This window comes from Chitinophaga costaii (genome assembly GCF_900094705.1).
GTDB lineage: Bacteria > Bacteroidota > Bacteroidia > Chitinophagales > Chitinophagaceae > Chitinophaga > Chitinophaga costaii.
Genome location: NZ_FMAR01000011.1, coordinates 1 through 13,916, shown reverse-complemented (window position 1 = coordinate 13,916; position 13,916 = coordinate 1). Strand labels below are relative to the sequence as shown.

General features: G+C 47.4%; 12 protein-coding genes. 7 read left to right on the top strand and 5 right to left on the bottom strand.

Features of this window, described 5'->3' with window-relative positions:
- Window positions 1-227: 227 nt before the first annotated feature.
- The 4 genes from lysA to GA0116948_RS14705 all read right to left on the bottom strand — a co-directional run bounded on the left by lysA (window position 228) and on the right by GA0116948_RS14705 (window position 4,225).
- Window positions 228-1,454 carry a diaminopimelate decarboxylase gene (gene lysA, locus GA0116948_RS14720; RefSeq protein WP_170876083.1) on the bottom strand — a complete coding sequence of 409 codons (1,227 nt, stop codon included), beginning with the start codon at window positions 1,452-1,454 and terminating at the stop codon, window positions 228-230.
- 66 nt (window positions 1,455-1,520) lie between these two features.
- Complete coding sequence (locus tag GA0116948_RS14715) at window positions 1,521-1,916, bottom strand: RNA-binding S4 domain-containing protein (RefSeq protein WP_089713588.1); 396 nt, start codon at window positions 1,914-1,916, stop codon at window positions 1,521-1,523.
- 135 nt (window positions 1,917-2,051) lie between these two features.
- Window positions 2,052-3,425 (bottom strand): dipeptidase, encoded by a 1,374-nt coding sequence (locus tag GA0116948_RS14710; RefSeq protein WP_089713586.1) that lies wholly within the window; start codon window positions 3,423-3,425, stop codon window positions 2,052-2,054.
- A gap of 335 nt (window positions 3,426-3,760) precedes the next feature.
- On the bottom strand, window positions 3,761-4,225 hold the full coding sequence (locus GA0116948_RS14705; RefSeq protein ID WP_089713584.1) for a response regulator: 465 nt from the start codon (window positions 4,223-4,225) through the stop codon (window positions 3,761-3,763).
- 331 nt (window positions 4,226-4,556) lie between these two features.
- Between GA0116948_RS14705 and GA0116948_RS14700 the strand changes: the two genes are divergently transcribed.
- The 4 genes from GA0116948_RS14700 (at window position 4,557) to GA0116948_RS14685 (ending at window position 7,608) form a co-directional block, all read left to right on the top strand.
- Window positions 4,557-5,171 (top strand): LemA family protein, encoded by a 615-nt coding sequence (locus GA0116948_RS14700; RefSeq protein ID WP_089713582.1) that lies wholly within the window; start codon window positions 4,557-4,559, stop codon window positions 5,169-5,171.
- A 109-nt stretch (window positions 5,172-5,280) separates the two neighbouring features.
- Window positions 5,281-5,736 (top strand): TPM domain-containing protein, encoded by a 456-nt coding sequence (locus GA0116948_RS14695; protein WP_089713580.1) that lies wholly within the window; start codon window positions 5,281-5,283, stop codon window positions 5,734-5,736.
- A 109-nt stretch (window positions 5,737-5,845) separates the two neighbouring features.
- Window positions 5,846-6,583 (top strand): TPM domain-containing protein, encoded by a 738-nt coding sequence (locus tag GA0116948_RS14690; protein ID WP_240619215.1) that lies wholly within the window; start codon window positions 5,846-5,848, stop codon window positions 6,581-6,583.
- A gap of 80 nt (window positions 6,584-6,663) precedes the next feature.
- Window positions 6,664-7,608: a hypothetical protein gene (locus GA0116948_RS14685; RefSeq protein ID WP_089713578.1), complete on the top strand. Its 945-nt coding sequence runs from the start codon at window positions 6,664-6,666 to the stop codon at window positions 7,606-7,608.
- 103 nt (window positions 7,609-7,711) lie between these two features.
- Here GA0116948_RS14685 and GA0116948_RS14680 read toward each other — a convergent pair whose 3' ends face one another.
- Window positions 7,712-10,264, bottom strand: a complete 2,553-nt coding sequence (locus GA0116948_RS14680) for a M1 family metallopeptidase (RefSeq protein ID WP_089713576.1) — start codon at window positions 10,262-10,264, stop codon at window positions 7,712-7,714.
- 122 nt (window positions 10,265-10,386) lie between these two features.
- On the opposite strand from GA0116948_RS14680, the gene GA0116948_RS21720 reads away from it, so the two are divergent.
- The 3 genes from GA0116948_RS21720 (at window position 10,387) to truA (ending at window position 13,414) form a co-directional block, all read left to right on the top strand.
- On the top strand, window positions 10,387-10,884 hold the full coding sequence (locus GA0116948_RS21720) for an acetyl-CoA carboxylase biotin carboxyl carrier protein subunit (protein ID WP_089713574.1): 498 nt from the start codon (window positions 10,387-10,389) through the stop codon (window positions 10,882-10,884).
- A gap of 40 nt (window positions 10,885-10,924) precedes the next feature.
- Window positions 10,925-12,478: a DUF4476 domain-containing protein gene (locus GA0116948_RS14670; protein ID WP_089713573.1), complete on the top strand. Its 1,554-nt coding sequence runs from the start codon at window positions 10,925-10,927 to the stop codon at window positions 12,476-12,478.
- A gap of 177 nt (window positions 12,479-12,655) precedes the next feature.
- Entirely contained in the window at window positions 12,656-13,414 is a 759-nt protein-coding gene (gene truA, locus GA0116948_RS14665) for a tRNA pseudouridine(38-40) synthase TruA (protein ID WP_089713570.1), read from the top strand.
- Window positions 13,415-13,916: the final 502 nt, after the last annotated feature.

Below are 13,916 nucleotides of genomic sequence, written 5' to 3'. Positions count from 1 at the left end.
AATAGCGGCTTTTCCTGCTTTTTGGAGGCAGGTGTTCTGATGGTGCAAAAACAGATGCAATACAGTTGTCAGGAGGCCTGGCAAAGGTACGCGATTTCTGCTGAATGTACTGGTATAGTAGACGATACTGCTGCCTGGATATTGTAGCAGAAGAGGGGGATTTACAAACAAAACAACCGGCCTCTGGTGGGCCGGCTGTTATATCAACTAATAATATATTTTAATAATTACAATGCAATTTCAATTTGGTTCCTCAACAAATCTTCCAGTACGTCGGCCCTGCGGATGAGCTGCGGTTTGCCATCTTTGATCAGCACTTCTGCCGGTTTTAAACGGCTGTTAAAATTGGACGACATCTCAAAACCATAAGCCCCTGCATTGTAAAACACTAGGAAATCGCCCTCCCGTACTTCGTTGATCTTGCGGTCCCAGCCAAAAGTATCCGTTTCGCAGATATTACCCACCACGGTATAAATCCGTTCGGTTCCTTTGGGGTGTGAAATATTGCGGATGAGGTGGAAGGCATCATAAAACATGGGGCGGATAAGGTGATTAAACCCTGAATTTACGCCCACAAACACCGTAGCGGTGGTTTGTTTAATCACGTTGGCCTTCACCACAAAATAGCCGGCCTGGCTCACCAGGAATTTGCCCGGCTCAAACCACAGTTGCAGTGGGCGTTTGTAAGAAGCGCTAAATTTATTAATAGCCTCACTCACTTTTTCTCCCAGCAGTTCAATATCCGTTTCCGGATCGCCGGGCTGGTAAGCCACTTTAAAACCGCTGCCCAGGTCCAGGAATTCCAGGTCATCAAAATTGGCCGCTATTTCAAACATAATATCCACTGCCCGCAGGAAAACGTCTACATCCTTAATCTCCGAGCCGGTATGCATGTGCAGGCCGGTAACCTTTAATTTGGTAGATTTTACTATACGTTCAATATGACGCAATTGGTGAATAGAAATGCCAAACTTGCTGTCTACATGCCCGGTAGAGATCTTATAATTACCCCCAGCCATGATATGAGGGTTTAGCCGGATACAGATGGGATAGCTGTCGCCAAACTTATTGCCCCATTGCTCCAGAATGGAGATATTGTCAATATTTATGTTTACACCCAAATCTTTTGCCGCGATAATCTCATTGATATCAACACAGTTGGGAGTGTAAAAAATATCTTTAGGGTTAAAGCCTGCCTTAAGTCCTAGCATCACTTCCTGAATAGACACGGTATCCAGCCCGGCGCCCAGCGACTGTATGTAACGAATAACATTAATATTAGTGAGGGCCTTACAAGCGTAGAAAAAACGGGTATCTGCCTTCCGGAAAGCCTTTTGAAGCTTTTCGTACTGCGTTTTGATCTTTTCCGCATGATAGATGTATACCGGGGTGCCAAATTCTTCCGCTACTTTCACGAGAAAGTCAGCGGAGAGCACATCGCTTTGTTTAGCCATTGTAAATACCTGATTTTGGGCTGCGAAGTTACAGCGCAAATATGAGAAAGTTCAAATATTGATCTGCTAGTCTTCGTTCCGCATGAAATCATCCAGGTCGCGGCGGTCCAGCTTCGTAGGGCGGCCTATTTTACTGGGTCGCTTGCCTGTGTGGAAGCTGGCGGCTACCCGCTGGTTCAATTGCAGGTCTTCCTCGGAAGTGATATCTACATAATATTTTATAGCCTCGGCATACTGTAGGCGATGATCCAACAGGCCGGTAACCTCAATCGTCCATTTACGGCTTTCTGCGCGGATATCGTATTTATCGCCCACGGCCACTGCCCGGGAGGCTTTCACTGAGGTGCCATGGAGCTTTACCTTACCGCCATCGCAGGCTGCAGCGGCCTGGGTGCGGGTCTTAAAAATGCGGATGGCCCACAGATATTTATCGATGCGGAGTTTTTCAGTTGTTGTTGCCATGATACGATACAAAATGCTAAGCTTACGAATGTACGATGAAATGCAGATATGGGGAAGGCCAGGCTATCCTGTCGCCCACTAAAAAAAAGGGAGCCTCCTTGGCTCCCTTTTCAAAAACAAATAGGGCATGGGGCACTACTTTTTCTGTAGCTCCGCAAAATATTGATGGAAATATGGAATGGTTTCAATGCCTTTATAAAAATTCTCCAATCCATACTTTTCATTAGGTGAGTGCAGGTTGTCACTATCCAGGCCAAAGCCCATGAGGATGGTTTTAAGCCCCAGTTCTTTTTCAAACAGCGCCACGATGGGAATGCTGCCACCACCGCGTACTGGGATGGGTGCTTTGCCAAAGGTGGATTGTATGGCCTGGCTGGCCGCCTTAAACGCAATGTGGTCTATGGGTGTTACGTAAGGGCTGCCGCCATGGTGGCGGGTTACGCTTACTTTTACACCGGCAGGGGCTATCTTTTCAAAGTGTGCCTTAAACAAGTCGGAGATAGCGATCCAGTCCTGGTCGGGTACCAGGCGCATAGAGATCTTGGCAGATGCTTTGGAGGGCAGTACAGTTTTAGAACCTTCGCCCGTATAGCCGCCCCAGATACCATTTACTTCCAGGGTAGGGCGGATGCCGGTACGCTCAATGGTGGTATATCCTTTTTCTCCCCACAGGGCATCCAGGCCCAGATCTTTTTTATAGGCTGCTTCGTCAAAAGGCGCACTATTCAGTGCAGTGCGTTCTTCCTGTGTGAGCTGTTGCACCTGGTCGTAAAAGCCGGGAATGGTTACATGGTTATTTTCGTCGTGGAGGCTGGCAATCATCTTGCAAAGAATGGTGGCCGGGTTGGCCACCGCACCGCCATATACGCCGCTATGCAGGTCGCGATTAGGGCCGGTTACGGTTACTTCCATATAAGACAAGCCGCGCAGGCCCGTATCCAGGGATGGGTTTTCCAAGCTAAGCATAGAGGTGTCGGAAATCAGCACCACATCCGCTTTAAGGCGTTCTTTATTTTCTTTAAGGAAAATCCCGAGGTTGGCAGAGCCTACTTCTTCTTCTCCTTCTATCATGAACTTAATATTGCAGGGCAGGGTATTGGTCTTTACCATGGTTTCAAATGCCTTTACGTGCATATAAAACTGTCCTTTATCGTCGGCACTGCCCCGGGCCCAAATCTTACCGTCTTTAATCACCGGATCAAAAGGTCCGCTGTTCCACAACTCCAGCGGATCGGCGGGCTGCACGTCGTAGTGGCCATAAACCAGCACGGTGGGCAGCGCAGGGTCTATTATTTTATCTCCATATACGATGGCATGGCCGGCAGTAGGACATACTTCAACGTGTTCGGCGCCGGCTTCCTGGAGGCGCAGTTTCACAGACTCCGCACAGCGAAGCGTGTCCTGGGTATATTGGGAATCCGCACTCACGGAGGGAATGCGTAATAAATCCAGTAATTCCTGGAGGAAGCGGTCCTTATGCTGGTCCTGATAGTCTTTCCAAACTTGCATAATGCAGATTTAAGCGTTCTTAAAGGTTGCAAGTTAAGGGGCAATCAGCAAAAACCAAATTCTAAAAGGAATAAGCAGAACGGGTGGGCATGCCATGCTAATGTCCTGGATAGGCACATCCATTAGTACAGCAACGACCCTGTGAAATGCAGAATGAACCCATTAAATAGATTGATCCAGTACGGATATACGCTCTTCACCAATAGGACATGATGCATACTAGACGGCGATCATCAAAGATTGCTACAGGATAGGGAAAATGGGCGTTGGAGGAAGCTTCAGTTATAGAACAGCTAGGTTGGGCTTTTTACTTTGCGGTAGGTTAGCCATTCCGATCAGGAAATAAGTTTCTGGCGCAGCAAAAACTCCAGTTTCTCGTTTACGTCCAGCAGTTTGGCGGTAAGCTCTTTGTTTTCCTTGCGAAGGGAATATACCTCGTAAGCCTTTTCAATATTGTGTTTCAGCTCGTCCTCGCTCCAGGGTTTGGAAAAGTATTTATACACCTGGCCTTTGTTGATAGCGTCTATCACGGCATTAATATCGGCATAACCGGTGAGTAGTATGCGGATGGGTTCAGGATAGCGTTCCAGTATAGATTCAAAGAATTCAATGCCTGTCATCCTGGGCATGCGTTGGTCGGAAATGATAATGTGAAAATTGTTATCCACCAGCAATTTCTCTGCTTCTTCCGCACTGGACGCGGTTTGTACGCTGTAAATCCTTCGGAAAGATGCCTTAAAGGCGTTCAGGTTATTTACCTCGTCATCAATATATAAAATATGGATGTGTTGAGAACTCATATAGCAGACTTAAACTCGAAATGAACAAATTAGTTATGCAGGTATAGTAAAGGTAATAGGCATTTATATGGACGGTGGGAGGCTCACTCCCTACGATATTGCATGATATTAAAGGTACAAGTTGGAATAATCAATCCTGCAAATTATTTCATAAACATAGTTTTTTGCCGGGACTTAATCAACTCTTTATGTCGTATTTTTTTAAAGTCTTAATAAAATTAATACATTTTGATCGATAAGCCTAGGCTTCATAAGGGCATCCTTTTTTGCTATCTGCCAATTTTCTTGTAGGTTTGGTGAAAGCCTTTATTCACAAAACACACCTAAGATTATGAAAACAGGAGGCATTATCGCCATTGTAGTTGTAGTATTGCTGCTCATGGCAGGATGCGGTGGTTGTAGTAAGTACAATAGCCTTGTTACACAAAACAACAACGTAAAAAATAAGTGGGCCAACGTAGAGGCCCAGTACCAGCGCCGTTCTGACCTGATAGGCAACTTGGTGGCCACTGTAAAGGGCGCTGCCAATTTTGAACAGTCTACCCTTACCAAAGTAACCGAAGCCCGCGCCCGTGCCACGAGTGTGCAGATTAATGCGGATAACCTTACTCCAGAAAAACTGAAAGAGTATCAGGATGCGCAAGCCAATCTAAATGGGGCTTTTAGCACCTTCAGCCGTTTGTTGGTAAGCAATGAAAATTATCCAACCTTAAAGGCTACGCAAAACTTCAGCGATTTACAGGTGGAGATAGCTGGTACGGAAAACCGGATTGCCGTAGCCCGCAAAGATTTTAATGATGCGGTAAATGATTATAACAATGCCGTGCAATATTTCCCTGGCAATATCGTAGCTGGTCTTACAGGCTTCCATGAGAAAGCCAGCTTTACCGCCGATGCCGATGCGCAACATGCTCCGAAAGTAGATTTTGGCGACAGCACTAAATAAGCTGCACCCAATAATAATAGCGTGAACCGCCACACAAGTCCCAAATTCCGGCTCTTATGTTGGGATTTGGGATTTGCTCTTTTCCTGATCTCTCAAAAACATCCCGCGCATGGGCCTGTTCTCTTTCAAAAAGAAGGAATTTTTTACAGAACCCGAAAAGGCTCGCCTGATCCAAGCCATCCGCCAGGCAGAGCGCCTGACTTCCGGCGAAATACGCCTCTACATAGAAAGCCGCTGCGCTTATGTAGATCCCCTGGACCGTGCCAAAGAAGTGTTTGGCCCTATGGGCATGGCCAATACCCGCCTGCAAAATGGTGTGCTGCTGTATGTGGCCCTGCTAGACAAACAATTTGCCATCCTGGGCGATAGTGGCATTCACCAAAAAGTAGGACAGGAGTTCTGGCAGGCTGCCGCCGGCAAGCTCAAAGAACATTTCTCCCGTGGCCAGGTGGTAGAAGGACTGGAGGCTTGCATCCTGGAAATAGGTCAATCCCTCCGCCTGCACTTTCCACATCTGGCAGAGGATGAAAATGAACTGCCAGATGATATCGTTTTTGGAAAATGATCCGTATGTATGACCCGGGAAACAGGACTTACCGGTCCGCTTCCGGCATTCTTAATGTATTGAATAAAGTTTTTATATGAAATGGTTGCGCTGCTTTTTATTTTGCGTAATGCTATTAATCACCGGCCGGCTTTCCGCCCAGCAAATAGCGTCCCGGCCCAATCCGCCCCGCCTGGTAAATGACTTTGCAGGCGTAATGGTGCAAAGCGAGGTGGATGAACTGGAACATAAGCTGGTGGCTTATAGCGATAGCACATCTAACCAGGTGCTAGTAGTGACCATTAATACCACCGGAGATTACGACATTAGCGATGTAGCGCTAAAATACCTGCGCGATTGGGGCGTGGGGATAAAAGGCCGCGATAATGGCCTGGTAATATTGGTGGCCAAAGACGATCACAAGGTGTGGATTTCTACCGGCTATGGCCTGGAAGGCGCAATTCCAGATGTTATTGCCCACCGTATCATAGAATCGGCCATGGTGCCTAATTTCAAAGAAGGCCATTACTACGCTGGGCTGGACCAGGCCGCCGATCTCATTTTTAAAGCAGCAGCCGGGGAATATAAGGGCATTCCACAAAAAAGTAATAGTGGCGGTATTGGTATAGGTACCATTGTGCTAATAATCATTATACTGATCATCATATCCATCATTCGCCGTGGCGGTGGTGGCGGTAGCGCCATGAGCCGCAGGGGCTTTGGCAGTTGGTGGATTCCCATGGGCGGCGGCTTTGGCGGCGGCGGTGGTGGCTTCGGTGGTGGCTTCGGTGGTGGCGGTGGTGGCGGCGGCTTCGGAGGTTTTGGCGGAGGATCGGGCGGCGGCGGCGGGGCCGGTGGAAGCTGGTAAAGCTGTGGCTAATAAGCAACGCCCTCCACTATAGTATGGTATTTGTATAGACAGTATTTGCACCTAAAAGCTAGTTACCTATGGCCATACTGCACGTTTTAAATGGAGATGCTACCCTTGTTCCTTTTCGTGACAGTGGTATATCCGGAGATATTGTGATTAACCGTTGCATGATGAGCGAGGGGCACACCATTTATACCACAAATATGGATGAGTTCTTCAAAACCCGCGCCGATCATGCGCAAAATGCGTACGGCATTGACCGCCAGACTTATCTTACCCAAGTAGTGCAGGAATTTACCCGCCTGGAAAATGCCGCAGCATATGAAGAAGTAGTGCTGTGGTTCGAGTTCGATTTATTTTGCCAGATAAATTTGCTGTTTACCCTCTTTTATATGCAGCAGCACCGGCTGCCTGCCCGTATTAGTCTAATTTCGCCTGATACGCATCCACATACGCCCAACTTCAAGGGGCTGGGTATGTTGTCTGCAGGCCACTTCCCGGCGCTCTTTGCCGATCGCCTTACGCTGCAACCGGCCGACCTGGAAGCCGCCCTGCACATTTGGGCTGCCTATTGCCATACCACCCCACTACTATTAGAAACCTTTGTTGGCCGTCCTGCCGGGCAGCTTCACCATATCGGTAAGGCGCTGAAAGCCCACTTGCAACGCCTGCCCGCTATTGAGAACGGTCTAAACCGCATCGAGCATTTTTTTCTGAATCTCCTGTCAATGGCAGATTATCGCTGGTACGACCTGTACAGCCAGTTCTGGAACCAGCTTACCATATACGGCTTCGGCGATTTTCAGCTGGATGTGTACATGCGCCGCATGATCAGTGCGGGTGTGGTGGATGAAGATGGGCAACTGTTATCCATTTCCCGTCTGGGCCGCGAGGTGCTGAACGGCGAAGAAAACTATTTGTCTTATGCCGTGCGCAAAGAGCGTTACCTCGGCGGTATTCCTTTGCAGGACACGCCCTGGCGTTGGGATGAAAAGGCACAGAAAGTAACAAAAACAAAATAACACCTCCTGACCATATTTTGGGCCAATGGCTCATACACCTTAAAACAAAGAAGGCTGCCTTGCAAGAGGCAGCCTTCTTTGTTTTTTCCGGGAGCAGGAAATATTATTCCTGCTCTGTTGTTGTTTTAGGGGCTTTCAGCGACTGTAATATTCCTTGCAGGTGAGTAGCCTGCTCGTTAAAAGCAGCCTGCTGTTCGCCTGTGGCGCTCTTGGCTGCCGTTTGTTTTTTCTCTAATACGGGCGTAAGGATGTTGATCAGGTAATTGTTCACCATCGGGTTATGGAACTGGTCGGCCATGTCCTTTATCTGGTCAAAGCCCTGGTTTACCGATTCGGTATTGGATGTGGTGGAAAGAATACCGATGTATTGCACCGCGGCTTCAAATTTCTCCTGACCTGCGGACGCTTCTTCAAAATGTTTTTTGAAGAAGGGCAGGCTGCCCTCATCCCCTTTTTTAACATACACCTGGGCAATGCCAGACAGTAATTCACCTTTGGCGTCTTTCTCCATAGAACGGGCCAGGGTAAAGGCTTTATCAAGATTTGTGGAAGAAAGTGCAGCCAGCGCCTGGCCTTCTACCGTGTAAGAGCGGTCGCTAAGCTTACTTTCAAATAGGGACTCGTATTGTGCATCCGCCAGTTTGCCTAGCTGGGCGATGGCAGCGCTGCGCACTTTAGCAAACGGATCGTTCTTAGCCAGGTCAGCCAATACGGGAGCAATGGCGGTTTTCACTGCGTCATCATCCAGTTTAAGGCCGCTGATCGCGTATTCGCGCAGGCCTTCAAACTTATCTTTTACCGCTGCCAATACCACTTTACGGGCATCGGGGTTGCTTTGTTGTTTCAGGCAGATTTCCAATGCTTCGCGGCGGTCCAGGTAATTGGGCGCATTGAAATATTGGAATACATAGGTACTCAGATCGCGGTGATCGTTTTTCTTCATCACCGTTACTTTTTCGGCGTCCACGTTCACCAGGTCAGGCTTCGCGGAACTGGTGAAGGTTAAGGTATCGGCACGTGTGCTGAGGGTAATCATATGTCTTTCCTTTTTACCGCTAGCGTATACGTCGATAGCCATAGGTAGTTCCCATACCTTATTGGCTTTCTGCACCTGCTTCACGAAAACACTTACCTGGTGGGTGTTTTCATCATATGCATAGTTCAGGTCCAGTTCCGGATAGCCGGAGCCGTAGTACCATTGGTTAAAGAACCAGTTCATATCGCGGCCGGTTACCTCTTCCACCGCCAGGCGTAGTTGCTGGGCCTCGGTGGCCTTGTAGGCGTAGGTCTTGAGGTAAAGGTTTAGGGATTTAAAGAAAGCAGAATCGCCCACTACGGTGCGAAGCATATGCAGGATGCAGCCACCTTTTTGATAGGTAATGGCGTCGAACATGTCTTCTTTATCGTGGTAATGAAAACGAACCAGGTCCTTATCCCCGCTGTATTGCGCGGAGCGGAAATAGCCCTGGAGTGCGTCGTAGGCGTGTTCGTCTGCGGCGTCTTTACCAAATTTATGTTCAAACCACAGGTATTCGCTATAGTCTGCAAACGATTCGTTTACAGTAAGGTTGCTCCAGGATTCGCAGGTTACCAGGTCGCCAAACCAGTGGTGAAACAATTCGTGCGCGATCACAGAATTGCCCAAGCGGTCGTCGTCCAGCAGTTCGCGGTCTGTTTTCTGCACAAACTGTCCATGCAGGGTAGCCGTTACATTTTCCATGGCGCCGCTCACATAATCGCGGGCAATTACCTGCGAATACTTGGGCCAGGGATATTCTACGCCCAGGATCTTGGAGTAGAAGCTAAGCATCTCGGGGGTATCGCCAAAAATATCTTTTGCATATTTTTCATAAGCAGGTTCTACATAATAACTTACCTCTTTACCATGCCAGTTGTCTTTCACAATGGCATAGTCGCCAATGGCCATCATAAACAGGTAGGGGGCAAAGGGCTGGTCCAGCTTCCAGGTGTCGGTACGGGTGCCATTAGAATTATTTACCTGTTTTACGAGCAGACCGTTGGATAAGGTTTTGTATTTCTTATCCACGGTTATGCTGATTTCGGAAGTAGATTTCTGGTTGCTTTTATCAATAGTAGGAAACCATACGGAAGAAGATTCACTCTCGCCCTGGGTCCAGATTTCGGTCGGTTTATTCGGAACCTTACCATCGGGGTTAATGAAATACAGGCCTTTGGCGTCAGTGATGGCTGCGCTGCCTTCTGATTTGTATTCTTCGGGCTTGGAGGTATAATCAATGTAAATAGTGTACTGCTCATCAGCCTTATAAGTGCGATCCAGCTTAATATGGAGCTGGAGGCTGTCGGCGTAAGTATACGTCAGATTGGTATTCCTTCCATTCTTTACTACTGCCACCGCGTTAATATTCATGCCTTTTGCATCGAGGGTGAGGCTGTCGGTAGCATAGAAGTGAGGGTGCAGGGTTACCCATTCTTTCCCGTACATATAGCGCTTGCCATAGTCGAAACGTACGTCCAGCTTGGTGTGTACCAGGTCATTGATCTTGGTAGCGGATGCACGGTAGATCTGAAGCGCCGGATCGGCGGGATCTTTTTGTTGGGCTACCGTAGCAGCAGACCAGCCCAGCAAGCTGCATAACGCGCCGCCAAACCAAGCCTTTTTCAGTTGATGATGCATGAGGTTTTTGATTTTTGCAAAAATATTAGCTAATATGAATAATAGGTTTCAAATTTAAACAAATGGCTCAAATACAAGCCAAGTGGTTAAAATTCCTATTTTTGTTCGCATAAAAGCTTATCATGATCAAAGCCACGGTAAATGGAAAAAACGCTTTTAGCATAGAAAATGCCAGCCAGGTTACCTGCAATGGGGTGGCAGTAGATTGGTCTGCGGCACTTTTGCCCAATGGCAATTACAGTGTGATCATGAATAACCAGAGCTTTGCCGTACAGTTGCGCAAGATAGACCGGGAGCACAAAACCGTGAGCCTGCAGATAGCTGGTCAGGTGTTCGATGTAAAGCTGGAAGAGCCAATAGACCAGTTGCTGGCCGCCATGGGTATTAAAGACGCTTTGGGCCGTAAGGTAAATGATATGAAGGCACCTATGCCCGGACTGGTGTTGCAGGTGCTGGTAACGCCCGGACAGGCCATTAAAAAGGGCGACCCAGTACTGATCTTGGAAGCCATGAAGATGGAAAACGTCTTCAAAGCTACCGCCGACGCGGTGGTGAAAGAAATAAAAGTATCCCCCCGCACCGCGGTGGAGAAAGGCCAAGTGCTAATCATATTGGAATAGTATTTGCATTTACAAAAAAATATACCGCCACAATAGACTTATGCTTACTTATATTAAAAAATCATTATTTATATTACTCTTATTGGCCAGCACTTCTTTGTGGGCTAATGATGAGCATCACTTCATTTACATTCAAAGTGAAAAGGGAGAGTTGTTTTATGTACGTTACAAAGGCAAGGTATTGAGTGCCTCCGCCAAAGGATATGTAATTGTGCCGGAACTGCCCAAAGGCATTGCCGAGGTGATAGTAGGTTTTCCGAAAAATGAGATTCCAGAAAAACATTTCAGCATTTCTTTATCTGGCACCCGCGACGAAGGTTTTGTGATTAAACATACCGGTGCACAGGATATCGCCTTATTTAACCTGCAAACCTACACACTATTAAAACCCACGAGCCCCGGAACGTCCGTAGCCGCGGCAACAACGCCTGAACCAGCTAGCACCGACAATGTTACAAGTACTGACATCGCAACGCCCGCTGCCGCGAATACCTCTACGGCTATGATGGGGCAGGTGAAAAAAGACCTGGACAGCACTTTCGCCAATAAACAAGATATTACCGTTTCAGACGGCTCCAATGTGGCACAGGTGGTATCGCCTTCTTCAGCACCTGCAGCTGCTAAGCAATCGAGCAAATTTGCCAGCGCACTGGATAAAGTAGTGAGTGATGATCGCCCCGTGGAGGTGGAAGCCTCTCCTGTTGCAGTAGATAGCAGCGCCACACCGGTCGCCACCACTCCTGAAAAAGCGGTGAAAAAGGCCGTAAAAAGCGCCGTTGATCAAGACCCGCTTACTGACGAAGAAAAAACATACCTGGCCGATGTAATGGCGGAAGAGCGGAAAGCCGCTGCTGAAGAAGCCGCTGTGAAAGCACCTGCTGCTGCCAATATTGACACGGTTGCTTCGGTAACGCCTGCCGTTACAGAGGCGCTGCCTGTTGCCACACCCGTAGCCGATACAACTACCGCTACGGCCTATACTGAAACCTCCTCCCCATCGGAGCCGGCGTCCGGTAAAAAGAAAAAGAAACATTCCAGTGCAGATGATCCGCAATTCATCGATTTCAGCACTGGTGCTAATAATACCCCAGCAGATGCAGCCACCACCTCTACGGATGTAAAGGTTCCATCACCTCGCAAAAAGAAAAAACAACATACGGAAGGCGCTAGTCAGGCAGATTCCAGTGGTAGCTTAACTGCCGATGAATGGGTGACGGTTAATAAACCCACCAACGCCAACCCGGCAGATGCAAGTCCTGCTCCTGCCAAATCCGCTGCCAGCGAAGGACCAGCACTTAATTCAGATTGTAAGCAGATGCTCAACAACGAAGGCTTTAAAAGGTTGATGAAAAGGGTGTCTGCCCAAAATAACGAATCGGGTATGGTGGAAATTTTCAATAAAAATATCCGCAATACCTGCCTTTCTGCAGATCAGATCCGTGCCTTCGCCCAGCTGATCGACACAGACGAGTATCGTTACAAATTGCTGGAAACGGCCTACCTGCATACGTATGAAACAAAAGCATTTATCGGTTTGCAGGACCTGCTGAAAGACGATTATTACCGCAAACGCTTCAATGCGATGTTGCGTTAAAAGATAGTTTAATGTTGATGCCCTCCCGGGATGGGCATGCAAAAAGAAGCGGGTGCATTCACAAGAGTGTACCCGCTTCTTGGCGTTTTAGCTGTCAATTATGCGGTGGATGCATGTTTTTCTTTTCTCATTGTCGGATTTTGTGAGGAACTTGCTTCCCTTGAAATAGCAAAGGGCATGAACAGATATTTTATAGAGGTGGCATATAAAGGCAGCCAGTTCGCGGGTTTCCAGGTACAGAATAATGGTCATTCTGTGCAGGGTGCCATTGACCACGCCCTTAGTACCTTGATGCGGGTAGCCATTGTTACCACTGGCTCCAGCCGCACCGATGCCGGGGTACATGCCCACCAGAACTTCCTGCATTTTGATACCGACCAATCTTTACATCCGCAGTTTTTATATAAAGTAAATGCCATTTTGCCGCGGGATATTGTGTTGAAGGGTGTTTATGCCGTACCTGCTGAAGCCCATGCCCGCTTTGCTGCAGAGAGCCGTTCCTACCAATATTTTCTTTATCACACAAAAGATCCTTTCCGGCAAGACCGGGCATATTACTATCCTTACACGCTGGATTTCGCATTACTACAGCAGGCGGCTGCTATCGTGAGTGACTATACAGACTTTTCCACTTTCTCAAAACGCAATACGCAGGTGAAGACCTACAACTGTCGTATCCTGCATTCCTACTGGGTACGGGAGGAGGGGGAATTGGTGTATCATGTGCGGGCCAATCGTTTCCTGCGAGGTATGGTAAGGGGGTTGGTGGGTACTATGTTGCGGGTGGGGCGTGGTAAGTTATCTATTGAACAGTTTCACGAAGCCATTAACGCGAAGGACTGTACGAAAGCGGATTTTGCGGTGCCTCCGGAGGGTTTATTTCTCATGCAGGTCCAATATCCGGAAGGTTTATTGCAGCCGGTAATGAAATTATAATGGCTGAAATCATGGATGGTAGCTGTTTTTAAAACTTTGTATATCCAATTAATTAAAAACATTTGGAGTAATCAAAAAACCGCTTACCTTTGCGTCCCGCTTTGATAGAAAGCGTGTATGTAAAGTGTCGAATAACACTGCCATTCATTCCTGATTTTATGCAAACATCAATCTTATAAAAGCCTTTATGCCATTGGCTTTTAGCGGATATTCCAACATGAAAACAAAATGAAAAAATCTTTGAAAAAAGATTTGGTTAAATGAAAAACACTTTCTACTTTTGCAACCCCAAACGGGACGATAAAAATGAGTATCCCACAAGGGGATGACTAGGAGATCGGCTCTCACATTTTGACAAAACGCTTTATTGATAACAGCGATGAAAGATCGGCAGGGTTAATAGAGAAAAAGTTCTTTGAAAGTCAGGAAACAACAGAAAGAGTATTATCGCCGTAAGGTGGTTATACTTTTTAGGTAAGCAAACAAGCGAAAAAAATTAAAA